Here is a 26,724-nt window from a genome sequence, read left to right on the forward strand (position 1 = left end):
GAGAATAGCCTAACTTTGCCACATAGGCCGCTAGTTACCAACTTTATTATAAAGTTACCAACTCTTTTATGGTGTTACCAACTTTATTATGACCCCACAGAGACGGTCATCAGCAGCCGGCGAATCATTCGACCGTCACACTCTTCGCCAGATTCCGCGGCTGATCCACGTCAGTGCCCTTCAGCACCGCCACGTGATAGGACAGCAGCTGCAGCGGCACGGTGTAGACGATGGGCGCCGTGATTTCGTGCACTTCCGGCAACTGCATCACGTGAATGCCCTCTTCCTCCTGCACGCCAGCGGACTTGTCGGCGAAGACAAACAGTTCGCCGCCCCGGGCGCGCACTTCTTCCAGGTTGGATTTGAGTTTTTCAACCAGGTCGTTATTGGGCGCCACGGTGACTACGGGCATTTCGCTGTCCACCAGCGCCAGCGGGCCGTGTTTGAGTTCGCCGGCCGGGTAGGCTTCGGCGTGGATGTAGGAGATTTCCTTGAGCTTGAGCGCCCCTTCCATGGCCACCGGGAATTGCGAGCCCCGGCCCAGGAACAGGCTGTGGAATTTATCCATGAAGGCTTTGGACATCTCTTCGATGCCTGCATTGAGGGCCAGGATGTCGCTAACCTGCCCGGGCACCAGGTGCAGGGCTTTGACGATTTCCGCTTCCTTGTCTTCGGCAAGGCCATTGTGACGGGCCAGGGCCAGGGTGAAGATCAGCAGCGCGGTAAGCTGGGTGGTAAACGCCTTGGTGGAGGCCACACCGATTTCCGGGCCGGCCTGGGTCATGATCACCAGGTCGGATTCGCGCACCAGCGAGCTGCCCGGCACGTTGCAGATGGCGAGCGCCGCGCGGAAGCCTGCTTTCTTGGCCTGGCGCAGGGCAGCAAGGGTGTCGGCGGTTTCGCCGGACTGGGATATGCACAGGAACAGGGTGTCTGGCTGGATCACGTGTTTGCGGTAGCGGAACTCGGAGGCCACTTCCACCGAGCAGGGCACGCCGGCCAGCTCTTCAATCCAGTAACGGGCCACCATGCCGGCGTGGTATGAGGTGCCGCAGGCGATGATCTGTACGTGCCGCACGTTGTCCAGCAGGTTGGCGGCCTCGGTGCCCAGGGCCTGTTCCAGCACGCGGGAACCGGTAACCCGGCCTTCCATGGTGGCCTTGATCACTTTCGGTTGCTCGTAGATCTCCTTGAGCATGAAGTGGCGGTATTCGCCCTTGTCGGCGGAATCGGCACCATGCTCAAAGCGGGTGATGTCCCGTTCAACCGGTGTGCCTTCCCGATCGTGAATCTCGATGCTGTTCCTGCGGATGTCGGCGATGTCCCCTTCTTCCAGGAACATGAAACGGTCGGTCACCGGCAACAGGGCCAGTTGGTCGGAGGCAATGAAGTTCTCGCCGATACCCACGCCCACCACCAGGGGGCTGCCCTCGCGGCACACCACCATGTGATCCGGCTCATCAGCATGCACCACAGACAGTGCATAGGCACCGCGCAGGCGGGTGATGGCGGCTTTTACCGCATCATACAGTTTGCCCAGCTTTCGGTAGTGCTTTTCGATCAGGTGCGCGACCACTTCGGTGTCGGTCTGGGAGGTGAACTCGAAGCCCTCGGCTTTCAGTTCGTCGCGCAGTTCCTGGTAATTTTCAATGATACCGTTGTGAACAATGGCCAGGCGTTCACCGGACATGTGCGGATGGGCGTTTACCTGGGACGGCACGCCGTGGGTGGCCCAGCGGGTGTGGGCAATGCCCAGGTGGCCTTCCAGCGGGTGGGCGGTAACGGCGTCGGCCAGGGCGGCCACCTTGCCAACTTCCCGGGCACGCTGGGTCTGGTTGCTGCCATTGACCACGGCCATACCGGCGGAGTCGTAACCGCGATACTCAAGACGGCGCAGTCCTTCCAGCAAAATTCCCTGAACGTCCCGTTCAGAAACCGCTCCTACAATCCCACACATGCTGATGTCACCTGTTGGTTATCTGTCGTTAGGCTTTTTTCGGCCGTTCCCAGCCGGTAATGTTGCGCTGCTTGCCGCGGGCCACGGCCAGTTCGTTATCGCCCACATCACGGGTGATTGTGGAACCCGCGCCGATGGTCGCGTCCTGGCCAAGGATAACGGGTGCCACCAGTGAGCTGTTTGAACCCACAAATACGCCATCACCCATCACCGTCCGGTGCTTGTTCACCCCATCATAATTGCAGGTGATGGTGCCTGCACCCACGTTTACATTACGACCCATTGAGGTATCACCCACGTAGCTGAGGTGATTGATTTTGCTGCCTTCGCCGATGACCGCTTTTTTTGTTTCCACAAAGTTGCCAACCTTGGTGTTGGCCGCCAGTTCGGTGCCCGGCCGCAGACGGGCAAAGGGGCCAACCTCGGCATTGGCGCCCACACTGGCGCCTTCAATCACCGAGTTGGCTTTGATGGTGGCACCGTCGGCAATGGTGGCGTCCTTGATCACGCAACCCGGGCCAATGCTAACGTTGCTGCCAAGCGTCACCTTGCCTTCAAAAACAACGTTCACATCGATCCACAGGTCGTTCCCGATGGTCACCTCGCCGCGTACGTCCAGGCGGGCCGGATCGGCGAGGGTGGCGCCTTCGGTCATCAGGCGATTCGCCTGCTGGCGCTGGTACCAACGTTCCAGTTCCGCCAGTTGCAGACGGTTGTTCACACCCTGAACTTCGAACGGATTGAGCGGCTGGGAAACGGTGATCGACAAGCCTTTGTCGCCGGCCATGGCGATGATATCGGTCAGATAGTATTCGCCCTGGGCATTGCTGTTGGAGAGCGTCGGCAGCCAGTCTTTCAGGTGTTTTGCGGACACAGCCAGTATGCCGGTGTTGACCTCTTTGATTTCCTGCTGTTCGGCGCTGGCGTCTTTCTGTTCGACAATCGCCTGCACCTGACCGGCCGCGTTGCGGACAATCCGGCCGTAGCCGTGGGGATTTGCCATATCCACGGTGAGCAGCGCCAGGTTGCTTTCGTCCAGGTCAGAGACCATGGCTTCCAGCGTGTTTCTTGCGGTCAGCGGCACGTCGCCGTACAGCACCAGCACCCGGGCGTTGTCCGGCAAGTGCGGAAGTGCCTGGGCAACCGCGTGGCCGGTGCCCAACTGTTCGGTCTGCATGACCCAGTTCACCGAATTGTCCGGCAAAGACGCCCGAACGGCTTCGGCGCCGTGGCCAATTACCGTGTGAATTTGCTCCGCGCCCAGCTGGCGGGCGGTATCAACCACATGGTGGAGCATGGGTTTGCCGGCTACCGGGTGCAGCACCTTGGGCAGTGCGGATTTCATCCTTGAGCCCTGGCCGGCGGCCAGAATCACAACGTGTAACGGGGTCATGGGGCGTTACGCTCCGGTTTTCTTGGTCGGTAGAAATAAAAAAACCGCTTCCCGGCGAAAGGAGTCCTGTTCCTGGAGGAACAGAACCACTTCCACCCGCGGATGCGGTTCATCGTCAGGCCACTCCGGGCACCGACACAAGCCTGCTTAACGCAGGTTCTTGCGCAGTTTCTGGATGGTACGCAGCTGAGCGGCGGCTTCTGCCAGCTCGGCGGCGGCCCGGGAGTATTCGAATTCGCCTGTTTTGTTCGCCAGTGCCTTCTCGGCTTCCTTCTGGGCTTCCAGTGCTGCGGCTTCGTCCACGTCTTTGGCGCGAATCGCAGTGTCGGCCATCAGGGTCACGAGGTTGGGCTGTACTTCCAGGTAACCCCCGGAAACGTACAGGATCTCCTCGCTGCCACCCTGCTTGATGATCCGCACCGAACCGGGCTTGAGCTCGGTCAGGAGCGGAGCATGGCCCAGCTGGATGCCAAGCTCACCCTCGGTGCCGGTAGCGATAAGCATCTCTACCAGCCCGGAGTAGATCTTTTCCTCGGCACTTACGACGTCACAATGTACGGTCATAGCCATGTCTTACGCCTCTTGCGTCAGAAAGGAAAGAAGGGGTTTACTTGCCTTCTTTCTCTTTCATTGCCTTAGCCTTCTCGATTGCTTCCTCAATGGTACCGCACATGTAGAAGGCTTGCTCCGGCATGTCGTCGTAGTCACCGTTAAGGATGCCTTCGAAGCTGCTGATGGTCTCTTTCAGAGACACGTATTTACCAGGCGCGCCGGTGAATACTTCAGCAACATGGAACGGCTGAGACAGGAAACGCTCGATTTTACGGGCGCGGGCTACGGTCAGCTTGTCTTCTTCAGACAGCTCGTCCATACCCAGAATGGCGATGATGTCCTTCAGTTCCTTGTAACGCTGCAGAACGTTCTGAACACCACGGGCCACGTTGTAGTGCTGCTCACCAATCACCAGCGGGTCGAGCTGACGGGAGGTGGAGTCGAGCGGGTCGATCGCCGGGTAAATACCCTTGGAAGCGATGTCACGGCTCAGTACTACGGTTGCGTCCAGGTGCGAGAAGGTGGTCGCCGGAGACGGGTCAGTCAAGTCATCCGCCGGTACGTATACCGCCTGGATGGACGTGATGGAACCTGTCTTGGTGGAAGTGATCCGCTCCTGCAGCTGGCCCATCTCTTCGGCCAGGGTCGGCTGGTAACCTACCGCGGACGGCATACGGCCCAGCAGTGCGGATACCTCGGTACCGGCCAGGGTGTAACGGTAGATGTTGTCCACGAACAACAGTACGTCACGGCCTTCGTCACGGAACTTCTCGGCCATGGTCAGGCCGGTCAGGGCTACGCGCAGACGGTTCCCGGGGGGTTCGTTCATCTGGCCGTAAACCATCGCTACTTTATCAAGGACGTTGGAGTCCTTCATTTCGTAGTAGAAGTCGTTACCTTCACGGGTACGCTCACCAACACCGGCGAATACGGAGAGACCGGAGTGCTCTTTCGCGATGTTGTTGATCAGTTCCATCATGTTTACGGTTTTACCTACGCCGGCACCGCCGAACAGGCCAACCTTACCACCCTTGGCGAACGGGCAGATCAGGTCGATAACCTTGATACCGGTTTCCAGCAGGTCGGCAGAGGCTGCCTGGTCGGCATAGCCCGGAGCCTTGCGATGGATAGCCCAACGCTCGTCTTCGCCGATTTCGCCCTGTTCGTCGATGGGACGACCCAGAACGTCCATGATACGGCCCAGAGTCTTCGTACCAACCGGTACGGAGATCGGGTTGCCGGTGTTTGTTGCCTTCAGGCCACGCTTGAGGCCTTCGGTGCTGCCCATGGCGATGGTACGTACAATGCCGTCACCCAGCTGCTGCTGGACTTCCAGAGTTGTATCGCCACCTTCAAGCAGCAGTGCGTCATAAACGCTTGGCACGGCGTCACGTGGGAATTCCACGTCGATAACCGCGCCAATGATCTGAACGATGTGTCCGCTACTCATGCTCGGTTCCTCGTTATCTAGTAGTCAATAAAACCAGTAGGGTTGTAAGCGTTAACCAACAGAAGCCGCGCCGCTTACAATCTCCGAAATCTCCTGGGTGATGGCTGCCTGACGGGCCTTGTTGTAGGCCAACTGAAGCTCATCGATGATGCTACCGGCGTTGTCGGTCGCGCTCTTCATGGCGATCATCCGGGCAGCCTGTTCACAGGCCAGATTCTCTACCACACCCTGATACACCTGGGATTCGATATAACGTGGCAAAAGCCCGTCAAGAATCGGACGTGAATCCGGCTCATAGAGATAATCCCACTGGTGACCCACATCTTCGTCTTCGCCTTCCGGCAGGGGCAGCAGCTGCAGCGATTTGGGGCTCTGAGTCATGGTGTTCACGAACTCATTGCTTACCAGGTACAAGCGGTCGATCTTGCCTTCTTCGAAGGCGTCGAGCATGACCTTAACGCTGCCTACCAGCTCGTTTGCAGAGGGGTTGTCACCCATGTGGGTAACCGCCGCTACAACCTTGCCACCGTAGTTACGGAAGAAAGACGCGCCTTTTTGCCCCAGGGCGCAGATGTCGGTCTCAACACCTTTTTCTTTCCATTCACGCATTTCGCGAACCAGCAGCTTGAACGTATTGGTGTTCAAACCACCACACAGGCCACGGTCGGAGGAGACCACAATGTAGCCTACGCGGTTGACGTCGCGTTCCTGCATGAACGGATGACGGTAATCCTTGTTGGACTTGGCAATGTGCCCGATTACCTGCCGCATCTTTTCAGCGTACGGGCGGGTTGCCTGCATACGCTCCTGAGCCTTACGCATTTTACTTGCCGCCACCATTTCCATGGCGGAAGTGATCTTCTGCGTGCTCTTGATGCTTCCGATCTGATTACGTATTTCTTTTCCGACGGCCATAAGTCACTGCCTTTTCAAGTTAGACACTCAAATGCACCATCAGGCCCGCACTCGGCGGGCCCGTTGGATTTACCAGCTCTGAGTGGTCTTGAATTTCTCCAGAGCAGCTTTCAGGCCAGCTTTGATGTCGTCGTTGTAGTTGCCATCCGGGCCGATCTGGTCCAGCAGCTCTTTCTGCTCGGAACGCATCCAGTCCAGCAGCTGCGCTTCGAATGCTACAACCTTGTCTACGTCAACATCGTCCAGGAAGCCTTCGTTGGCTGCGAACAGTACGGTACCCATTTCCGCAACGGACATCGGGCTGTACTGGTTCTGCTTCATCAGCTCGGTGACGCGCTGACCGTGTTCCAGCTGCTTACGGGTTGCTTCGTCGAGGTCGGAAGCGAACTGGGCGAATGCCGCCAGTTCCCGGTACTGGGCCAGGGCCAGACGAATGTTACCGCCGAGCTTCTTCATGATCTTGGTCTGGGCAGAACCACCCACACGGGATACGGAGATACCCGCGTTCATCGCCGGACGGATACCGGAGTTGAACAGGTTGGTTTCCAGGAAGATCTGACCGTCGGTGATGGAAATCACGTTGGTCGGTACGAAAGCGGAAACGTCACCTGCCTGGGTTTCGATGATCGGCAGCGCGGTCAGAGAACCGGTCTTGCCTTTCACTTCGCCGTTGGTGAGGCGTTCAACTTCGTCGGCGTTGATCCGGGAAGCACGCTCCAGCAGACGGGAGTGCAGGTAGAATACGTCACCCGGGAATGCTTCACGGCCCGGCGGACGACGCAGCAGCAGGGAGATCTGACGATACGCAACGGCCTGCTTGGACAGGTCATCGTATACGATCAGAGCATCTTCGCCGCGGTCGCGGAAAAATTCACCCATGGAGGTACCGGCGTACGGGGCCAGGTACTGCATGGAAGCCGGATCAGCGGCGCCCGCCGCAACAACGATGGTGTGATCCATCGCATCGTGTTCTTCAAGCTTACGTACAACCGCAGCAATGGAAGACTGCTTCTGGCCGATAGCTACGTAGATACACTTGATGCCGGTGTTCTTCTGGTTGATGATCGCGTCGATGGCGACGGCGGTCTTACCGATCTGGCGGTCACCGATGATCAGCTCACGCTGGCCACGACCGATGGGTACCATGGTGTCGATCGGCTTCAGACCGGTCTGTACCGGCTCATCAACGGACTGACGGGCGATAACGCCAGGTGCTACCTTTTCGATCGGTGAGGTTTCGCTGTTGCCCAGCTCGCCCTTGCCGTCGATCGGGTTACCCAGACCGTCAACAACGCGGCCCAGCAGTTCACGGCCAACCGGAACTTCCAGGATACGACCGGTACAACGAACCTTCTGACCTTCGGCCAGATCTTCGTAGTCGCCCAGTACAACCGCGCCCACGGAATCACGCTCCAGGTTCAGAGCCATGCCGTAAGTGCCGTTGGCAAATTCAATCATCTCGCCGTACATAACGTCGGCAAGACCGTGGATCAGTACGATACCGTCGGAAACGGACAGGATCGTACCTTCGTTTTTAGCTTCGGAAGAGATATCGAGCTTTTCGATTCTCTTCTTGATGATGTCACTGATCTCGGATGGATTCAGTTGCTGCATGCCTTTGTCCTCAAACCTTGTGCTGAAATCAGGAGCCCAGAGCTTTGGCCATCTTGGCCAACTTGCCACGGACTGAAGCGTCGATAACCAGGTCGCCTGTGCGTACTACCGCGCCACCAATCAACGATTGATCCACCGCGGTTTCAAGCTCGACCTTACGCTCCAGTTTTTTGGACAACGCGTCGATCAACTTCTGCTGTTCGTCGGCAGACAGCTCGAAGGCGGTATCGATTGTCAGGCTTACGGACTGGTCAAAGTCCGATCTGTACAGATGGAACAGAGCAGAAATTTCCGGCACGAGAGCCAGACGCTTGTTTTCAGCAAGAATCAACAGGAAGTTTCTGAGTGCTTCCGGCAGCGGCTCTTCAAAACAGTCCACGAAGAGTTCCGCTTTACGCTGCTCAGAGAGGCCCGGATTGGCCAGAATGTTCGCTACCTCTTGGTCAGCCGCGACCACAGCCGCGAAAGCCAGCGCCTGATCCCACTGATCAATGGCATTCTGGTCTTTGGCGGCTTCGAATACGGCTTTCGCGTAGGGTCGGGCTAACGTAGTCAGTTGTGCCATGATGACCCTCTTTTAGAGTTCTGCGGCCAGCTTGTCCAGCATCTCGCTGTGAGCTTTGGCGTCTACAGAGGTTTCCAGAATCTTTTCGGCACCGGCGATGGCCAGAGTGGCCACTTCTTTGCGCAGTGCGTCGCGAGCCTGAATACGCTCCTGTTGAATTTCGGCCCTGGCCTGTTCAATAAGCTTGTCGCCTTCTTTGCGAGCGTCGTCCTTGGAGGCTTCGACGATCTGGGCGGCACGCTTGTTGGCCTGGTCAATCAGGGCTGCAGCTTCCTCTTTTGCCTGTTGCAATTCTTTCGAGGCTTTTTCCTGCGCAAGTTCCAGATCGAGAGAGGCCCGATCCGCAGCAGAAAGGCCGTCGGCAATTTTCTTCTGGCGCGCTTCCATGGCAGCCGTGATCGGCGGCCATACATATTTGACGCAGAACCAGACGAAAATAGCGAAGGCAATTGCTTGCCCTATCAACGTAAGGTTTATATTCACGACATATACCTCTTGCTATTCGTTGCGTCCTGGTTTCCGGAAAACCGGGCGCTGCGGTTCAGCGCCCAGGCCTTTCGGGCGAAATTAACCAGCTACAACGAAGATCAGGTACATCGCGATACCAACACCGATCATCGGTACGGCGTCAAGCAGACCAGCCATGATGAAAGTTTTGGTTTGCAGAGACGGAGCCATTTCCGGCTGACGAGCAGAAGATTCAAGCAGCTTGCCGCCCAGCAGAGCGAAGCCGATACCAGTAGCCAGAGCGCCACAACCCAGGATGATAGCAGCTGCGATGAATACGATTTCCATTTAAAACTCCTTAGCTTTCAGTTGATTAAAGGTTGATTTAAGATTTTCCAGGTTTTTATTTCGAAACTTGTCGGCTGCCCGTTAGTGGTCTTCGTGAGCCTGGCTCAGATAAACCACGGAAAGGGTTGTGAAAATGAACGCCTGCAGGGTGATAACCAGAATGTGGAAGATCGCCCATGGCACGTTCAGCGTCCACTGTACCCAGAACGGCAGAATCGCGATAAGAATGAACACTACCTCACCGGCGTACATGTTGCCAAACAGACGCAGCGCAAGGCTGAGCGGCTTGGTCAACAGACCCAGGATTTCCAACACCAGGTTGAACGGAACCAGTGCCCAGTGGTTGAACGGCGTAAAGGAAAGCTCTTTGGCAAAGCCACCTGCGCCTTTCACTTTGATGCTGTAGAAAATAATCAGCAGGAATACACCGATGGAGATACCAAAGGTACCGTTCGGGTCGGTGGTCGGTACGATCTTGAAGTACTCAAGACCCAGGAAGTGGGCGATTTGCGGAATGAAATCCACCGGAATCAGCTTCAGGCTGTTCATCAGGAAGATCCACACGAAGATGGTCAGCGCCAGCGGTGCGATGACCGGGTTTCGACCGTGGAAACCGTCGCGGATAATGCCCTGAATGAATTCGAAGGTCATCTCGACCACATTCTGCAGGCCGCCCGGCACACCGGTGGTGGCTTTCTTGGCGACCATGCGGAACAGGCCCAGAAACAGGATGCCCATGAAGATGGACCAGCCCAGGGTGTCTACGTGAAACGCCATGAAGCCCATGTCGGAGGCTTCCTGGCCGGTATGGGCCATGGTCCAGGTTGCTTCCTGGAGCACGGTGCCATCGGCACGCTCATAGCCTTCCGGGAGTTTACCGTAGGTCAGGTTGGTCAGGTGGTGTTGTATATACTCTACTGGGGTATCAGCTGCCATACTGCTCTCACGTCCAGTCTATAGCTGTCGTTTAGGTTGAATCAGGAAGTGCAGAACACCACTGAGAACAACCATTACAGCAAAAGTGAATAACAGAGCCGGTACATGGACTGGCTCCATCAAGATGAAAACTGCCGCAAAACCCACTGCGGTAAGGGCCAGCTTTACGCCTTCTGCCCTGAACATGCTGCCCACCATCAGGTGCGCGTGCCGTGCGCCCTGATACCGGTACATCCGGTGGGCAAAATAAACGTTTGGTATGACAAATATAAGACCGCCAACAAACGCGGAATAACCAGCCAAACGACTTTCCAATGACCACAGCAGGCTGAAAATAACCAACGCTGCCATCTCGATAACCAGCCACTTTATAAGGGGCAACTGTATGATGGCCTTCTTGATACGCGTCATCTCACCTGCTGTTGAATCAAGCGCGCGGAATTATATGTGTTAACCGTAACGCGTTCAATACAATCCGGCGGAAAAATCGCTCAAAAAACAAACAGATTTTCGGGTATTGGTGGCCCCGTCACAGCAAGTTGTGCCGGTGCTATTCACCGGCAACCACATCTGGTGTTTTCTTTCGCTTACAGGACTTTTGGATGAGAGCCGGATTTACCGGCGACAATCAGTGAATGTGGTTGAGAATGCCGTCCAGCTCATCCAGTGAGGTGTATTCAATCACCAGTTTGCCCTTGCCTCGCTTGCCGTGGGCAATGGACACCCGGGCGCCCAGGCGGTCGGACAGATCATCCTGAAGGGCACGTATGTTGGGGTCCACCGGCGGTTTGTCTGCTTTCTGCTCACCGGGCTTTTCATTCTGTACGCGGCGCACCAGGGCTTCGGTCTGGCGTACCGAGAGGGATTTGGCCACCACCTGTTTGGCCACCTGCACCTGCTGTTCCGGTGGCAGGGTGAGCATGGCCCGGCCATGGCCCATTTCCAGGTCCCCGTGCTCGAGCATGGTTCGCACGTCTTCGGTGAGCCCAATCAGGCGCAGCAGGTTGGTGATGGTGGTGCGGGATTTACCCACCGCTTCGGCCACCTGGCCCTGAGTCAGGCCGAATTCGTCCTGCAGGCGCTGCAGGGCGAAGGCTTCCTCTATGGGGTTCAGGTTTTCCCGCTGGATGTTCTCGATCAGCGCCATGGCGATGGCGGCATCATCCGGAACATCCCGGACGATGGCGGGAATACTGTCGAGCTCGGCCATTTGCGTGGCGCGCCAGCGGCGTTCGCCGGCGATCAGTTCATAACGGCCTTCGGCAATGTGGCGAACCACCACCGGTTGCATCACACCCTGCTGGCGAATGGAATCGGCCAGTTCCTGCAGGGCGGCCGGGTCCATGTCACGCCGGGGCTGGTAACGCCCGCGCTGGATCAGATCAATGGGGATTTCGCGCAACTCGCCGTCGTGGCTGCTGGTCGCCTCGTTCAGATCGACTTTCGAGTTCTGCAGTAATGCGCCGAGCCCCCGTTGGCCCAGACCTCGTTTTTTCGCCGCCATGGTGTCTGCCGTTCTTCCCTTCGTCTTGTTGGATACATGCCCGCCGGATGGCGGTCTATGTTACACCGCCTCGGCGGCAGCTGTCTTTTTTGTGCCGTGGCGGCGCACCATTTCACCCGCGAGCGCCAGGTAGGCCACCGCACCCTTGGAAGCGCGGTCGTATTTCAGTGCCGGCAGGCCATAACTCGGAGCTTCGGCCAGGCGCACGTTGCGGGGAATAACCGCCCGGTAGACCTTGTCGCCGAAGTATTCACTGAGCTGTCCGGAAACGTCGAGGGTCAGGCTGTTGCGCGGGTCGTACATGGTGCGCAGGATACCTTCGATCTGCAGGTCCGGGTTAACCGTTTCGCGGATTTGCTCGACGGTGCTCATCAGCGCCGCCAACCCTTCCAGCGCATAGTATTCACATTGCATGGGGATCAGGATGGAATCGGCCGCCGACAGGGCATTGACGGTCAGCAGGTTCAGTGACGGCGGACAGTCAATCAGGATGTAATCGTAATTGTCGCGCACGGTGTTAAGCGCGAGGCGCAGCCGGTGTTCCCGGCCGATTTCGTTCATCAGCTCCACTTCGGCGGCGGTCAGATCGCCATTGGCGGGAATCAGATCAAATTCGGCTTCACTGACATTCACCACCACCTCGGACGGTTTGGCCCGTTTGGTCAGGACATCAAAGCCGGACAGTTCCATGGCGTTTTTATCCACACCACTACCCATGGTGGCGTTGCCCTGGGGGTCCATGTCCACCAGCAATACCCGCCGCTTGGTGGCAGCCAAAGAGGCAGCAAGGTTCACGCAGGTGGTGGTTTTACCCACACCGCCTTTCTGATTGGTCACTGCAATCACGCGTGCCATGCCTGTGCCTCCTTTTATAGTGATTATAGGGTTGCCGAAGCCGTTGATGAATCTGCCCGGGTGACGATCAGCAGGTGGCGTTCACCGTCCGCACCGGGAACCTGCAGGGAATGACTGGATTCTACCTGCCAGCCGGCCGGAAGGGCAGACACTTCATCATGCGGATACTGGCCTTTCATGGCAAGGAACTGGCCGTTTTCCGCCAGCAGGGGACCACACCAGCTCACCAGGTTTTCCAGGGCGGTGAAGGCCCGGCTACTGATCTGGTGGAACGGTTGCTCAGGCTGGCACTGTTCGGCCCGACCGTGAATAACCCTGACGTTTTTCAAACCCAGCTCCAGCACACACTGGTTCAGAAACCGGGTTTTCTTGCCATTGCTGTCCAGCAGGGTGAACTGTTTGTCCGGAAAGACAATGGCCAGCGGAATGCCCGGCAGACCACCGCCAGCACCCACATCCAGCAGATGATCGGTGGTCACCCAGGGTAGGATGCTCAGGCTGTCGAGCAACTGGCGCGCGACCATCACCCGCTCATCGCGCACCGCCGTCAGATTGTAGGCCTTGTTCCATTTATCAAGCAGAGCCAGAAAAGCCAGCAGTTGTTGCTGCTGGCTTTCGGTCAGTGCCAGGTCCATTGCTGCCAGCCCCCGGCGGAGCTGGTCTTGCCATTGTGGATAACTCATTTCAGGCACTCTTCTTATGCACTCTGCTTTTTCAACAGGTCCCGCTTTTTCAGGTGCACCAGAATCTGGCTGACCGCTGCCGGCGTAACACCCTGGATGCGGGAGGCCTGGGCCACGGTTTCCGGGCGCACTTCCTTGAGCTTCTGCCTGATCTCGTTGGACAAGCCACCGATCACATCGTAATCCAGGTCAATCGGCAGGGCGGTGTTCTCATTCTTGCGCAGGCGCTCGATCTCGTCCGCCTGGCGGGAAATGTAGCCCTCGTATTTGATCTCGATTTCCACCTGGTCAGCCACGTTCGGGTCTTCGGCCCGGTCGGCACCGATATCCGCCACGTGGTCATAAACAATTTCCGGACGGCGCAGCAGCTCGGCCAGGGAATGATCCCGCGCCATGGGCTGCTTCAGGTACTGGTTGGCCCGCTCTCCCGCCTCGGTATTCGGGTGAATGCGGGTGCTCTCCAGGCGCTGGCGCTCCTTCTGGATGCCGTCGCACTTGTCGGTGAACCGCTGCCAACGCTCGTCGTCCACCAGGCCCAGCTTGCGGCCGGTTTCGGTCAGGCGCAGGTCGGCATTGTCCTCGCGCAGGATCAGGCGGTATTCGGCACGGCTGGTGAACATGCGGTACGGTTCTTTGGTGCCCATGGTGATCAGATCGTCCACCAGCACACCCAGGTAGGCCTCGTCCCGGCGCGGGTACCATTCGTCCTTTTCCTGGGCCCGCAACGAGGCGTTGATGCCCGCCAGCAGACCCTGGGCACCGGCTTCTTCGTAACCGGTGGTGCCATTGATCTGGCCGGCGAAGTACAGGCCCTGGATGAACTTGGTTTCCAGGGTGTGGCGCAGGTCCTGCGGGTTCAGGTAATCGTATTCGATGGCGTAGCCCGGCCGGGTGATGTGGGCGTTTTCGAACCCGGGAATGGAGCGCACCGCCGCCAGCTGGATATCAAACGGCAGACTGGTGGAAATGCCATTCGGGTACAGCTCATGAGTGGTCAGCCCTTCCGGCTCCACGAAGATCTGGTGCGAATCCTTGTCGGCGAAACGGTTTACCTTGTCTTCAATGGACGGACAGTAACGCGGGCCCACCCCTTCAATTTCACCGGCAAACATGGGCGAGCGGTCAAAGCCGCTGCGGATGATGTCGTGGGTTTCCTCGGTGGTGCGGGTGACGTAACAGCACACCTGCTCCGGGTGCTGACCGCGGTCGCCCATGAACGACATCACCGGCGTGGGGTTGTCGCCCCACTGCTCCTGCATGACGGAGAAATCCACCGACCGGGCGTCGATGCGCGGCGGTGTACCGGTTTTCAGGCGGCCGACGTTAAACGGCAGTTCCCGTAATCGTTTGGCCAGGGCGTTGGCCGGAGCGTCACCGGCACGGCCACCGGAGTGGTTCTGCATGCCGATGTGGATAACCCCGCCCAGGAAGGTGCCGGTGGTCAGCACCACGGTTTTGGCATTGAAGCGAATGCCGGTCTGGGTGACCACACCAGTCACCTGATCGTTTTCCACAATCAGATCATCGGCCGCCTGCTGGAACAGCATCAGGTTCGGCTGGTTTTCCAGAATCTGGCGAATGGCGGCCTTGTACAGAACACGATCGGCCTGCGCCCGGGTGGCCCGCACCGCCGGGCCCTTGCGGCTGTTCAATACCCGGAACTGAATACCGCCCAGGTCCGTGGCTTTTGCCATGGCCCCGCCCAGAGCATCGATTTCCTTCACCAGGTGGCTCTTGCCAATACCGCCGATGGCCGGGTTACAGGACATTTGCCCCAGGGTTTCAATGTTGTGGGTGAGCAGCAGGGTTTGCGAGCCCATACGCGCGGCCGCCAGGGCGGCTTCGGTACCGGCATGGCCACCACCAATGACAATGACATCGAAACGGGTCGGGAAATCCACTCTTCACCTCGGAAAACGGGCTGTAAAAAAAGGGTGTAAAAACAGGCGGGCGAGTATAACGCCTCGCCGGGGAAATTGCAGTCAGAATGTGCAAATTTTAACCAGAAAGAATCATGGGTAAAAGCCGAAACTTTTACCCATTCAACGGCTTGGCAAATTCACTTCAAAAACTTTTCAAGAAAGTTATCCACATGAAAGTACTCTTTGAAAACCCTCCCGATAAAACATAACTATCTGTTTTTATTCTATTTTTAAAAACTCTTCCAAAGTTTATCCGAAACTTTTCCCTGAAACTATCCACAAGCTGGCACAGCCTGTTCAGAAGTCATCGGCTTTACTGCCCGGGCTTGCGGACGCGCCCGAGCCACCGGCAGTACCCGCCGCCAGCCGTTCCAGTTCCTTCTCAACGGCGTTGGAGGATTTGGCAAAGCGGGCCAGAAGGTTGTATAGCACCGGAATGATGAACAGCGTCAGTGTGGTGGCAAACACCAATCCACCCAGAATCACCATGCCAATGGAGGCCCGGCTTTCGGCCCCTGCGCCGGAAGCCAGTACCAGAGGCACCGCACCGAATACCGTGGAAATGGTGGTCATCAGCACCGGACGGAAGCGCAGCGTGGCACCTTCGAGAATGGCATCACGCACCGAATAACCTTTGTCACGCAACTGGTTGGCGAACTCGACAATCAGAATGCCGTTTTTCGCCATCAGCCCCAGTAACATAATGATGCCGATCTGGCTGTAGATGTTCAGACTGATGCCGGACCAGGCCAGCGCGATCAGTGCCCCGGTGACCGCCAGGGGCACCGACAGCATGATGATCAGCGGGTGAATCCAGCTTTCAAACTGGGCCGCCAAGACCAGAAATACAATCACAAAGGCCAGGGCGAAGGTGACGTAAATGGCGGCGGAGGAATCCTGGAATTCCCGCGACAGGCCCTGGTAACTCACCCGGGCTTCCGGCGGCAGGTTATCCACAGCCAGGTTGTTCAGATACTCCAGGGCCGAGCCCAGATCATACCCTTCAGCCAGGTTGGCGCTGACAATCACCGCCGGCAACCGGTCAATCCGTCGTAAATCCGGGTTGGCGCCGATTTCCTCCACCGACACCAGGGCTTTTAACGGTACCAGGTCGCCGCCTTCCCGGGGCCGCAGGAAGATCTGTTCCATGTCCCCCGGGGTAGCCCGGTCGGCATCATTGGCCTGAACCACCACATCGTATTCGCGGCCCCGGTCCAGATAGGTGGTCACCTGCCGGGACGCCAGCATGGTTTGCAGAGTCAGCCCCACATCTTCCACGGTAATGTCCAGATCGGAGGCCCGGTCCCGGTCAATATTGACCAGCAATTCCGGGCGGGTCAGTTCGAAATCGGTGTCGACGTTCAAAAGGTTCGGATTTTCGCCGGCCCGCTCGACAATTTCCTGACTCCAGGCCTGAACCGATTCATAGTCCGGGCCGCCAATCACAAACTCCACCGGCTGGCTGAATCCCCTCTGGCCCAGCCCCGGCGGGTTGATGACGTTGATTTTGACGCCGGAAATATCCGCCAGCTTGCCGCGGATCTCCGTGGCCAGTTGCTGCTGTTTGATGTCCCGCTGCTCCCAGGGCACCAGACCAAGAATCATGAAGGCGTTGTCTTCTTCATCCCGGAAACCGACGATGGACAGGAAACGCTCGGCAATGCCCTCATCCAGATAGGGCAGCAGTTTATCTTCCGCCTGGCGCACGAAGTGGTCGGTGTATTCCACCGTAGAGCCCCGGGGCGCATCCGTGGGCATGATAATCACCCCCCGGTCTTCCACCGGCGAGAGTTCCTGGGGCAGCTGTGGATAAATCACCCCGGCGATGATCAGGCCTCCGACACCCACACCCAGCAGCAAGCCGGGCTGATTCAGTGAGAAGGTCAGCACCTTGCGGTAACCATTGGCCAGGCCGTTCAGGATCTTCTCGCTGAATGCCCAGAGCCGGTGCCCCTCCTCGCTCTCGGGACTGTGGCGCAACCACTTTGAACAGAGCATGGGCGCGAGGGTAAGCGCGACGATACTGGAAAACACCACGGCGGCGGCCAGGGTAAAACCGAACTCGGCAAACAACCGGCCCACATTGCCGCCCATAAAGGAAATGGGCACAAACACGGCAATCAGGGTGAGCGTGGTGGCGATAATGGCAAAGGCCACCTGTTTGGCGCCCCGGTAGGCCGCCAGCAACGGGGGTTCACCGTTATCAATGCGCCGCTGGATGTTCTCCAGCATGACGATGGCGTCGTCCACCACCAGGCCGATGGCCAGGATAATCGCCAGCAGGGTCAGCACGTTGATGGAGAAGCCAAGAAATCCCAGGCCAATAAAGGCGCCGATCACCGCCACCGGAATGGTCACCGCCGGGATCAGCGTGGCCCGCCAGGAGCGTAGGAACAGGAAGATCACCAGAATGACCAGGGAAACCGCGATGGCCAGGGTGGTGAGCACTTCCTTGATGGACGCACGAATGAAAATGGATTCGTCGTAGCTTTCGGCAATGCGGACTTCCGGCGGCAGTGTCTGGCGAATCAGGTCCAGTTCGGCCTGCACCGCGTCTGAGACCGCCACGGTATTGGCCTTGGACTGACGGATAATGCCCATGCCAATGGCGGTTTCGCCACTGGCCCGCAGGCGACCGACATCCGATTCCACCCCAACCTGCACATTGGCGACCTCGCCCAGTCGCAACAGATCGTTGCCATCCCGGCGAAGCACCAGTTCACGGAAGTCCTCGACTGTGGACAATCGGCCCTCGGCCCGCACGGTGAAGTTCCGGGTGGAGGAATCCACCGAACCGGCGGGCAGCTCCACGTTATTGGCCCGCAACGCCCGCTCCACTTCTGCCACGGTAATGTCCCGGGCCGCCAGCTTGGTGCGGTCCAGCCAGACACGGATGGCATACCGGCGCTCACCGCCAATCCGGACATCGGCCACGCCATCGAGCACCGACAGCCGGTCCGCCAGCACCCGGTCGGCGTAGTCACTGAGTTCGGCGGCGTCCCACTCATCACTGAGCAGGGTGACCCACATCATCGGGCGGGCGTCGGAATCGGCCTTGCGCACCACCGGTGGATCTGCCTCTTCCGGTAACTGGTTGGCCACCCGTGACACCGCGTCACGCACATCGTTGGCGGCAATGTCCACGTCCCGGGAGGTATTGAATTCGATACTGGTGCGGGATTCGCCCTGCTCGGTGGACGATTCAATGGAACGTATCCCTTCGATACCGCTGATGGCACCCTCGATCACCTGGGTGATCTGGGTATCGACCACCTCGGCGGCGGCCCCGGTATAATCGGTGGAAATGGATACCACCGGCGGGTCAATGTCCGGATATTCCCGCACCGCCAGGCCCATCAGCGCGGCGATACCGAAGACCACAATCAGCAAACTCAGGACGGTGGCGAAGACCGGTCGCTTGATGGAGATGTCCGAAAGAACCATGCTCAGGACTCCGCGGACTGATCAAAGCGGTTATCCGGTATGGCCTGTTCGTTATCCACAATCCGAACCGGGTTGCCGGAGCTCAGGCGATCCTGGCCGGTCACAACCACTTCGGCATCAGCGGACAGACCCTCGGCGATTTCTACCCAGCCGGGCATGCGCGCATCGGTACTCACCGACACCCGCCGGGCCTGCTCACCGTCCACCACGAACACGTACTTCTCGTCGCCGCGAATCATCAGCGCCTGTTCCGGAATCACCAGGCCCTCTCGCTTCTGCAACGTCAGCGATGCGGACATGAACTGCCCGGGCCGCAGCCGGCCATCGCGGTTATCAATCAGGGCGCGCACCGGCAGGGCCCGGCTCAGCTCACTGATCCGGCTGTCCAGCTCCACCAGTTTCCCTTCAAAGGTTTCACCGGGAAAAGCGGGGGATTGCGCCAGTACCGTCTGGCCGGTCTTCACCTGTCCGATAAAACGCTCCGGCACCGAGAAACGCAGCTCCATCCGGTCGGTGGTGTCCAGTGTGGCCAGACTGGTGCCGGATTGCAGGTAAGCCCCCACACTGATATCGGAAAGCCCCACAACGCCGGCGAAGGGAGCTTCAATGCGATGGTTGTCCAGGCGCACACGGGCGGCCTGGCGCTGCGCCAGGGCCACGTCCACTTCGGTACGGATTTCGTCCACCTGGGACTGGGAAATGCTGTTGTTCGAACGCAGGCGCTGGGCCCGGTCCAGTTGCCGGCGGGCATCCGCCAACTGGGCTTCAATCACCTGCAGGTCCGCCCTGGCCTGACGGTCATCCAACCGTACCAGCAGGTCGCCCCGTTCCACCCGCTGTCCCGGCTGCAGGTTCAGTTCCACCACCCGGCCGCTGACTTCGGTGGTCACTTCCACCGAATCGGGGGCGCGCAGTGTGGCCACGGCCCGGACTTCATCCCGCACCTGCTTGCGTTGCGGGGCAACCACACTGACCGGCCTGGCACTGGCTTGCTGGTCGTCGACGCCATCCTGCGCCGGAGCCCTGTTCTGGTAGATAAGCGCACCACCGGCCACGCCTGCAATCAACACCAGTGCCACCAGCCATTGTTTCCACATGGGAAAAAACCCTTCCTGTTATCGGTCCTGAGCAGGCTGTTCACGCCCCTCGTGTTTTTGTATCACCAGCACCACTTCGCCCACATCGATGCCCCATTTGCTCATGGTGGTCTGGTTGATCAAAGTGTCCGGCGTAACCAGATACATCCAGTCATCCATGCGCACATCCAGAGTGCCGTCGTTATAGGGTACCCGCAGTACGTAGTTCATGTGGATGGCATTGCCCTGCCAGCGCATGGTGCCAGGCTCCACCACGTCACCGGCGGTGGCGTGGTAGCTGTTACCCTCCGGTTCCAGGGTCCAGACCCGGGTTTGCACCTCGCCATCGCTGAAACGGAACACCTCATCCAGCGTGCCCACGCCATTTTCATCCCAACTGGCCTGGATATCGGCATCAAACGTGCGGATCACCTCGCCGGAGAAATCCTTGACCACTCCACGGGCGGAAAGTTCGCCCCGGAAAAACTCATCCGGTACCAGTTGCGGACGGGCGTCTCGGTAATCTTCCAGAGCCGGGCCGGCACAACCGGTCACCAGCGCCACCATCAACAGTATAAGACCGGACCGCCAGACACCACCGATGGACAGTGAAACACGGGGCTTTTGCATGACTTTTACACTCCCTGAATTTGCTGAATACACACAGTGCCATGGAGTGTTTTACGCCGCCCCTTGAAATCCCGATTAACACCCCTACGTTGTGGGTGCAGATTCACTTTTTATCCATAAACTCCACGAGGTTATTTTTCGCTGCCCGGAAGGCATCGGGCGGCCGTATGGCACAAGCAAGACATATAAAAGAAGGAGGTTCGAAGATGGAAAATCGTACTGACGACTTTTATCCCACCCGACTGGAACGCCCTGTTCCCAGCTTTGAACGCAAAGACCCGGTTGTCCACAGCCAGGGCGAGGCGCGCACCAACGGCCCGCTGAGTGAAACCGAACTGGCCCGGTATGAACGGGACGGCTTTCTGGTCTTCAACAACTTCCTGGACAAGGAAACCGTACAACGATTCCGGGATGACCTGCGTGCCTATGAAGACGATGACAGTATCCTGCGCTCCGAAGGCACCATTACCGAACCAGGCAAACAGGAAATCCGTTCAATTTTCGGTATTCATGAGCTGTCCGACCGGTTCGACAGGCTGACCCGCGACCGCCGTATCCTGGACATGGTGCGCCAGATTCTCGGAGGTGATGTCTACATTCACCAGTCACGCATCAACTACAAGCCCGGTTTCCACGGCAAAGGCTTTAACTGGCATTCAGACTTTGAGACCTGGCACGCCGAGGACGGTATGCCGCGCATGCGGGCGGTCAGCTTTTCCATTTCCCTGACCGACAACAACCCGTTCAATGGCCCACTGATGCTGGTGCCCGGCACCCACAAAACCTGGTTCCCCTGTGTGGGACGCACGCCGGAGGACAACTACCAGTCGTCCCTGAAAAAACAGGAACTGGGCGTACCCAGTGACAAGGATCTGGACCAGATGATCCGGGAAAACGGCATTCAGACCGCGACCGGGGGCGCCGGTTCGCTGATCATTTTCGACTGCAACGTGATGCACGGCTCCAACGCGAACATGTCGCCCTGGCCGCGCAGCAACCTGTTTTTCGTCTATAACAGTGTGGAAAACCAGCTGGAGCAGCCGTTCTGCGGCAATCGCCCGCGCCCGGATTTCCTCGGTAACCGCACGAATACCGAAGCTCTGGTGCCGATTGAATCGCCGGATTTGCGCAAAACCGGTTAACAACGCTGGTTTATCCCGGGCTTCAACAAGCCCACCCCAATAACAAAGGGGAAGCCCGAGGGCTTCCCCTTTTTCTTTTTCAGGTTATCCACAGGCCGATCAGTCGTCGTCGGACAGGCTCAAGCCGCGATTGGCGCCCTTTTCGCCATTCAGGCTGATCATCCGCGTCTTGCTGATGCGGTGGCGGTAGATTTCCCGCAAGTATTTAATGGCTTTCTTGACGTTCGACCGACTCAGACGGATATCGTTGATGGAGACAAAGTTGTCCTGGTCATGGCACATCTCCCGGTACTTTTTCTCGTACATCGGTTTGATGGCGTACCAGTTCGTATCCAGGATCTTGGCCGGGTTCTCGAACTCGTTGAGCATGCTATCGATCAGCTCTTCATCCAGCTCCGGTGAGCGGATGAAATCGAGCATGGCCTCATCCAGGCTGTCGTCGTAGCGCACCTGGTCGTTGGCGAAGCAGCGCTTGATGTAAGCAACGATCAGGGTCAGGAAGTCGTCACTCAGGCACGGGCTTTTCACCACCAGAGTGGTCAGGGACAGGTTGGCCGAGGCCCCGATCACCAGTGCATAGCGCTTGAGAGTGGTGTTCGGGAAGAGTGCGTTCAGGTGCGTCTTCAGCCGGTTCAGGTCCATGTAGGACAGTTTGTAGTCCTTGGGCAGAGACACGATGGAGACAATCGATGAACAGTTCTTGAAGAAGTGCAGGTCCTTGAGATGGCTGGCATCGTAACCGGATTCCTTGTACTTCTTCAGCGCCTCGCGGTAACGGGAGGCCTCGATCGGCAGCAGGCTCACCCCTTCGATGGCCTCGGTCACCTTGTTGAAGTGCGGCAAATCGATGGAGCGGAAGAACAGGTCATCGATATCCAGCCGGGAGTCTTCATTGATGCTGCGGAACTCGGTGGCATGGGCATCGGTGGGCACCACCGATTCAGCGTAAGCCACCGCCACCGGACCGGCCAGACTCATAAACAGGTCGTTGGCATCCAGGCGGATGGTTTCGCCGATATCCACACCGGCCCGGCGGAAATAGTCCTCGTCGTAATCGGTGGTGACGGCCTGCGCGGTCAGGATGTTGAAGATCTGCTGGGAGATGTACTGGTTGGCGTACTTCTCCATGGCGTTGACGTCCACATCGCGGATCTGGCTGTCGTCCTGCTGCTCGGCGTAGCGCATGATGTCATTGGAAATCAGCATCATGGCGTTCCACGGCCGGATGCGGTGCATCATGTCGGCATCGCGGGTTTCGTCGGCGTCGAAGTTGTAGGAGAAATCCCACTCTTCGGCCAGGTATTTGCACAGCAGACGGCCGGCGTTGATGTGCAGCGCCTCGGACATTTCCACCCGGTTGTCCTGGATATTGGGCAGGATGCAGATACCGCTGGTGAAGATCGGCTCGAAGACAAACGAATGGTCGTGGTTTTCCAGTTCCCGGTCTTCCAGCTTCGGATCAAAGGTCTTGCGCATGTAGGAATACTGCTGCGCCAGGCCAAACTCCGACGCCATGCCCGAACCGGTACCACCACCGGCACTGAAAATGTAGAAATACAAACGGGACTGGTTGGCCTTGATGCCACAGGAATCAATCAGGTAGCTGTGGATAAACTTCCAGTCCTCGTTGGAGAAGTGGTCGGTATCCTTGTTCAGGATAATCCGAGCCAGATACTGGCCCAGAATCGGCGCGTTACCGGCGCCGCCGGCATGAACCTCAGACAGGTCCATGATTTTCATCTTGTTGTAGTCTTCCAGGAAGGTGCTTTCGTCGGCCCTGCGGGAGAAGCGAATGCGCCCCTCAATGTCCTTGTCCAGATCCCCAAGCATCACCATCGGTTCTATCAGGAACACCGGCTTGACGGTGTTGGAGGTGGGCAGGTTCAGGCTCTGGCGGATCCAGCGCATGGGCCCGATTTCCTTTTCCCGGCTGCGGCGCTCCTCGTTGTCCAGTTCCTGCAGATAATAGGAACGGGCGCTGTGCACCAGCTCCGCCACATCCAGAGCGATATTGGAGCCACAGCGACCCAGGCCGATCAGGCACACCGAGGGGAAAAACTGCTGTTTACGCTCTTCGCGCTGGCTGTCGGAAAAAACCCGGGGAAACACCGATTCACGCAGGTGGTCCAGGTTGGACAGAATCTGATCCAGATCCCTTTCGGTGAAATACATATAGGGATCGCTCGACGGAGTGCTGTCTTTGGGTTTGTTGGCTGGTGATTTTGAAGACTTACGGGTGCTGTTGCTGGTGGTTTTCGCTCGGGAGGGGCTTTTGGTCGCCGCTTTCTTGACTACCCGGGCTTCCGATGCGACGGCTGAGGTGTTGTCAGCCCCCTCGTCCTGGTTTGTCGTTCCGTTGTACTGGTTATCCGAGGGGTGCGAGTTACTCATGACAGTCAGTCCGAATAGCTTGGGTAAATTTCAAAAATTTAATAGACAAGATACCAACAGCTCACAGAATAGCCAGAAAAAATCTGTCTATAAAAGGGGCCTGTTACAATTTTTAACACTCAGAAAGGGAAATCGGGCACAAACAAGGGTGGCACTGGCCAGCCTGTTTATGCCCGGGGAGTAAACCTTACGCCGCCTGATATCTCGCGGTATTGGTCACGGATTGGTCGATGTCACGCAATAGCCTTTCATCGGTCTGGCCAATGGGTAGGTCATAAGTAATGGTGGCACCGAAGGCGTTGGGAGCGTGGGGATCGTTCCGAAGCTTGTCGAACACCAGCAGACGGGTGCCCAGGTAAAAGCCCTCGTGCAAATCGTGGGTCACCATGAAAATGGTGATGCCGATCTCGCGCCAGAGTTGCAACAGCAGCTCGTGCATGTCCTTGCGGATACCGGGGTCCAAGGCGCCAAAGGGCTCGTCCAGCAGCAACACCCGGGGCCGCATGATCAGGGACTGGGCAATGGCCAGGCGCTGCTGCATGCCGCCGGACAACTCATGGGGCCACTTGTTGGCGGACGGTCCCAGGCCAACCAACTCCAGCATGTCGTCCACTTTCTTCAGTGCTTCGGAGCGGGCACTGCCAAACAGCTTTCCCAGGACTGGTTTCTGTTCAAGCTCCAACCCCATCAACACATTCTGGCGCACGGTCAGGTGGGGAAACACCGAATAACGCTGGAACACGATTCCTCGGTTACGGTCCGGCTCGGCGGGAAAGGTTTCACCCTCCAGCAGCAACTCGCCCCGGCTCTGGCTCTCTTGCCCCAGCAGCATTTTCAGGAAGGTGGATTTGCCGCAGCCAGACGCCCCCACAAGGGTGCAGAACTCGCCCTGCTCCACTTCCAGGTTCAGATTTTCCAGCACGACCTGGTCGCCGTACTCCTTCCACAGTTTGTTGACGCTGATAAAACTCATCAGTGACCTCCGACGTTGTACCAGGGAAACAACCTGCGGTTGGCAAGTCGCAGACACTGGTCGATGACAATGGCGAGAACGGTGATCCAGATGACGTATGGCAGGATCACATCCATGGCGAGGTAACGGCGCACCAGGAAGATCCGGTAACCCAGACCCTCGGTGGAGGCAATGGCCTCGGCGGCGATCAGGAACAGCCAGGCCGGACCCAGGCTCAGGCGGACCGCATCAATCAATCGCGGCAACACCTGGGGCAATGCCATGCGGGTAACCACCTGCCAGCTGTTGGCGCCCAGGGTCTGGATCTTGATCAGTTGCTCGCCGGGCAGTTCGCTGACTCGCTGGGCGACGTCACGCATCATGATGGGGGCGGTGCCAATCACGATCAGCATCACCTTGGACAATTCGCCAAGGCCAAAAACGATGAACAGGATCGGCAGGATGGCTAGTGGCGGCACCATGGACAACGCCGAAACCAGCGGCGCCAGGTTGGCGCGCACCAGCGGCAAAATCCCATTTGCCAGGCCCACCACCAGGGCCATCAACGCAGCCACCCCCACGCCCATGCCCAGGCGCTCAAGGCTGGCCAGGGTATCGACCCACATCAGGTAATCACCGCTGCGGCGGTCTTCCTGGAACGCCATCCGGTCCACGGCCGCCGTCATCTGTTCCAGCCCCGGAAGCAGCTTGTCGTTGGGGTTTTCGGCCAGCCGCTGTTGCGAGGCGGCCCCGTAAATCAGTAACAGAATAATGAAAGGCAGGATGCCCAGCGCGGTGGCGGTCAGCCGGCCAGGCCTGCGGTTTATCAGTCGCATGTTCGGTCTCCAACGAAACCAGCAGTGGGAGAATCAGATCTCGCCCTCTGCTGCCATCCGCATGTAGGTATCGTTGAAACGCAACTTCACGTTGCCGGCATCCCCCATGATGGTGCCATCCGGAAATTCGATACCGACAAAGTCCGGGCTCATGGCGCCCTGCCCCAGCAGGCCCTTGTCGAAGGAGAACTGGCGCACGCCGTCCATAGCCTCGAATGCCTGCTGGCTGTTGATAAAATCCACCGACATCCGGGGCTCCCAGAACATCTTCATGTCCGCCAGCTGCGCCTCGTACCCGGCCTGGTCCGTGCCGGAAAGCTCACCCATCTGGGCGCGCGCTTCCTGACCCTTCTCGCTGTCCGATTTCAGGATGCTCATGGTTTCATACCAGGCGCCAACAAGAGCCTTTCCCAGCTTGGGATTGTCTTCCAGGGTTTCGGTGCTGACCAGGGTCAGGTCCTTGATGTGGCCCGGAATCTGGCTGGAATTAAACAGTTTGGTGGCGCCCGGGTAGGATTCCACTTCGCTCAGCAGCGGATTCCAGGTGGCCACGTGACGCACGTCGTCGGTCTGGAAGGCCGAAACCAGGTCGGCGTCGGAGATGTTGACCACGTCCAGATCCCGTTCACTCAGACCCACGCTTTCCAGCGCACGGGCCAGCAGGTAGTGGGACACGGACAGCTCCACCAGGTGCACGGTTTCGCCTTCCAGCTCTTCGATGGAGGTGGCGTCCTTGGACACCAGGCCGTCGTTGCCGTTGGAGTAATCACCCACGATCAGGGCGGTGGTGTCCAGGCCGGAGGCCGCCGGGATCGACAGGCCGTCCATGCTGGTAGCCACCACGCCGTCAAACTGGCCGGCGGTGTACTGGTTGATGGATTCGATGTAGTCGTTCACCTGCACGATATCCACGTCGATATCGTACTTGTCCGCCCACTTTTTCATGATGCCGCTGTCCTCGGCGTACTGCCAGGGCACCCAGCCCGCGTAGATGGTCCAGGCAATGCTGAACGAGTCTTTCTCCTCGGCCATCGCGGCGGGTGACAAAGCGGCCGCCAGTACGCCGGCCACCAGGGGTTTGCAAAGGTTACGTGTTTTCATGGTATCTCTCC

General features: G+C 58.2%; 23 protein-coding genes. 1 reads left to right on the forward strand and 22 read right to left on the reverse strand.

The features are described from left to right. Window positions 1–124: 124 nt before the first annotated feature. The 18 genes from glmS to BMZ63_RS08850 form a co-directional block, all read right to left on the reverse strand. On the reverse strand, window positions 125–1,957 hold the full coding sequence (gene glmS / locus BMZ63_RS08765; RefSeq protein ID WP_091704500.1) for a glutamine--fructose-6-phosphate transaminase (isomerizing): 1,833 nt from the start codon (window positions 1,955–1,957) through the stop codon (window positions 125–127). Between the two features lie 28 nt (window positions 1,958–1,985). Continuing rightward, window positions 1,986–3,350 (reverse strand): bifunctional UDP-N-acetylglucosamine diphosphorylase/glucosamine-1-phosphate N-acetyltransferase GlmU, encoded by a 1,365-nt coding sequence (gene glmU / locus BMZ63_RS08770; RefSeq protein ID WP_091704503.1) that lies wholly within the window; start codon window positions 3,348–3,350, stop codon window positions 1,986–1,988. Between the two features lie 147 nt (window positions 3,351–3,497). Continuing rightward, on the reverse strand, window positions 3,498–3,920 hold the full coding sequence (locus tag BMZ63_RS08775; protein WP_091704505.1) for a F0F1 ATP synthase subunit epsilon: 423 nt from the start codon (window positions 3,918–3,920) through the stop codon (window positions 3,498–3,500). Window positions 3,921–3,957: 37 nt separating this feature from the next. Continuing rightward, window positions 3,958–5,352: a F0F1 ATP synthase subunit beta gene (gene atpD, locus BMZ63_RS08780; RefSeq protein WP_091704507.1), complete on the reverse strand. Its 1,395-nt coding sequence runs from the start codon at window positions 5,350–5,352 to the stop codon at window positions 3,958–3,960. A gap of 51 nt (window positions 5,353–5,403) precedes the next feature. Continuing rightward, window positions 5,404–6,267, reverse strand: coding sequence for a F0F1 ATP synthase subunit gamma (atpG, locus tag BMZ63_RS08785; RefSeq protein WP_091704509.1), 864 nt, complete (start codon window positions 6,265–6,267; stop codon window positions 5,404–5,406). A gap of 69 nt (window positions 6,268–6,336) precedes the next feature. Further along, entirely contained in the window at window positions 6,337–7,881 is a 1,545-nt protein-coding gene (gene atpA, locus BMZ63_RS08790) for a F0F1 ATP synthase subunit alpha (protein ID WP_091704510.1), read from the reverse strand. A gap of 28 nt (window positions 7,882–7,909) precedes the next feature. Continuing rightward, a complete protein-coding gene (locus BMZ63_RS08795) occupies window positions 7,910–8,446 on the reverse strand; it encodes a F0F1 ATP synthase subunit delta (RefSeq protein WP_091704511.1) in 537 nt (178 codons plus the stop codon). 12 nt (window positions 8,447–8,458) lie between these two features. Continuing rightward, window positions 8,459–8,929: a F0F1 ATP synthase subunit B gene (locus BMZ63_RS08800; protein ID WP_091704512.1), complete on the reverse strand. Its 471-nt coding sequence runs from the start codon at window positions 8,927–8,929 to the stop codon at window positions 8,459–8,461. Between the two features lie 84 nt (window positions 8,930–9,013). Beyond that, window positions 9,014–9,241: a F0F1 ATP synthase subunit C gene (gene atpE, locus BMZ63_RS08805; RefSeq protein ID WP_091704514.1), complete on the reverse strand. Its 228-nt coding sequence runs from the start codon at window positions 9,239–9,241 to the stop codon at window positions 9,014–9,016. 81 nt (window positions 9,242–9,322) lie between these two features. Beyond that, window positions 9,323–10,177 (reverse strand): F0F1 ATP synthase subunit A, encoded by an 855-nt coding sequence (gene atpB, locus BMZ63_RS08810; RefSeq protein WP_091704515.1) that lies wholly within the window; start codon window positions 10,175–10,177, stop codon window positions 9,323–9,325. A gap of 18 nt (window positions 10,178–10,195) precedes the next feature. Then, the gene (locus BMZ63_RS08815) at window positions 10,196–10,588 is read right to left on the reverse strand and encodes an ATP synthase subunit I (RefSeq protein WP_091704516.1); all 393 of its coding nucleotides are present in this window, start codon (window positions 10,586–10,588) and stop codon (window positions 10,196–10,198) included. 217 nt (window positions 10,589–10,805) lie between these two features. Next, the gene (locus BMZ63_RS08820; RefSeq protein WP_091704517.1) at window positions 10,806–11,681 is read right to left on the reverse strand and encodes a ParB/RepB/Spo0J family partition protein; all 876 of its coding nucleotides are present in this window, start codon (window positions 11,679–11,681) and stop codon (window positions 10,806–10,808) included. 60 nt (window positions 11,682–11,741) lie between these two features. Further along, window positions 11,742–12,536 carry a ParA family protein gene (locus BMZ63_RS08825; RefSeq protein ID WP_091704518.1) on the reverse strand — a complete coding sequence of 265 codons (795 nt, stop codon included), beginning with the start codon at window positions 12,534–12,536 and terminating at the stop codon, window positions 11,742–11,744. A gap of 23 nt (window positions 12,537–12,559) precedes the next feature. Further along, window positions 12,560–13,219 (reverse strand): 16S rRNA (guanine(527)-N(7))-methyltransferase RsmG, encoded by a 660-nt coding sequence (rsmG, locus tag BMZ63_RS08830; protein WP_091704519.1) that lies wholly within the window; start codon window positions 13,217–13,219, stop codon window positions 12,560–12,562. A 14-nt stretch (window positions 13,220–13,233) separates the two neighbouring features. Beyond that, window positions 13,234–15,120: a tRNA uridine-5-carboxymethylaminomethyl(34) synthesis enzyme MnmG gene (gene mnmG / locus BMZ63_RS08835; protein WP_091704520.1), complete on the reverse strand. Its 1,887-nt coding sequence runs from the start codon at window positions 15,118–15,120 to the stop codon at window positions 13,234–13,236. Between the two features lie 318 nt (window positions 15,121–15,438). Beyond that, complete coding sequence (locus BMZ63_RS08840) at window positions 15,439–18,585, reverse strand: efflux RND transporter permease subunit (protein ID WP_091704522.1); 3,147 nt, start codon at window positions 18,583–18,585, stop codon at window positions 15,439–15,441. Window positions 18,586–18,587: 2 nt separating this feature from the next. Next, window positions 18,588–19,682 (reverse strand): efflux RND transporter periplasmic adaptor subunit, encoded by a 1,095-nt coding sequence (locus tag BMZ63_RS08845; protein WP_091704526.1) that lies wholly within the window; start codon window positions 19,680–19,682, stop codon window positions 18,588–18,590. Window positions 19,683–19,700: 18 nt separating this feature from the next. Beyond that, window positions 19,701–20,228 (reverse strand): DUF3833 domain-containing protein, encoded by a 528-nt coding sequence (locus BMZ63_RS08850; protein WP_308429625.1) that lies wholly within the window; start codon window positions 20,226–20,228, stop codon window positions 19,701–19,703. Window positions 20,229–20,497: 269 nt separating this feature from the next. Between BMZ63_RS08850 and thpD the strand changes: the two genes are divergently transcribed. Further along, a complete protein-coding gene (gene thpD / locus BMZ63_RS08855) occupies window positions 20,498–21,433 on the forward strand; it encodes an ectoine hydroxylase (RefSeq protein ID WP_091704531.1) in 936 nt (311 codons plus the stop codon). 99 nt (window positions 21,434–21,532) lie between these two features. Here the strand turns inward: thpD and BMZ63_RS08860 are convergent, their stop codons facing one another. The 4 genes from BMZ63_RS08860 to BMZ63_RS08875 form a co-directional block, all read right to left on the reverse strand. Beyond that, window positions 21,533–23,605, reverse strand: a complete 2,073-nt coding sequence (locus tag BMZ63_RS08860) for a hypothetical protein (protein WP_218141231.1) — start codon at window positions 23,603–23,605, stop codon at window positions 21,533–21,535. Between the two features lie 406 nt (window positions 23,606–24,011). Beyond that, window positions 24,012–24,797 carry an ABC transporter ATP-binding protein gene (locus BMZ63_RS08865; protein WP_091704534.1) on the reverse strand — a complete coding sequence of 262 codons (786 nt, stop codon included), beginning with the start codon at window positions 24,795–24,797 and terminating at the stop codon, window positions 24,012–24,014. Beyond that, window positions 24,797–25,612: an ABC transporter permease gene (locus BMZ63_RS08870; RefSeq protein ID WP_091704537.1), complete on the reverse strand. Its 816-nt coding sequence runs from the start codon at window positions 25,610–25,612 to the stop codon at window positions 24,797–24,799. Before BMZ63_RS08870 ends, BMZ63_RS08865 begins: the two co-directional genes overlap by 1 nt. A 33-nt stretch (window positions 25,613–25,645) precedes the next feature. Then, window positions 25,646–26,713, reverse strand: a complete 1,068-nt coding sequence (locus BMZ63_RS08875; RefSeq protein ID WP_091704540.1) for a putative urea ABC transporter substrate-binding protein — start codon at window positions 26,711–26,713, stop codon at window positions 25,646–25,648. Window positions 26,714–26,724: the final 11 nt, after the last annotated feature.

The organism is Marinobacter persicus, from assembly GCF_900114155.1.
Classification (GTDB): Bacteria; Pseudomonadota; Gammaproteobacteria; order Pseudomonadales; family Oleiphilaceae; genus Marinobacter; species Marinobacter persicus.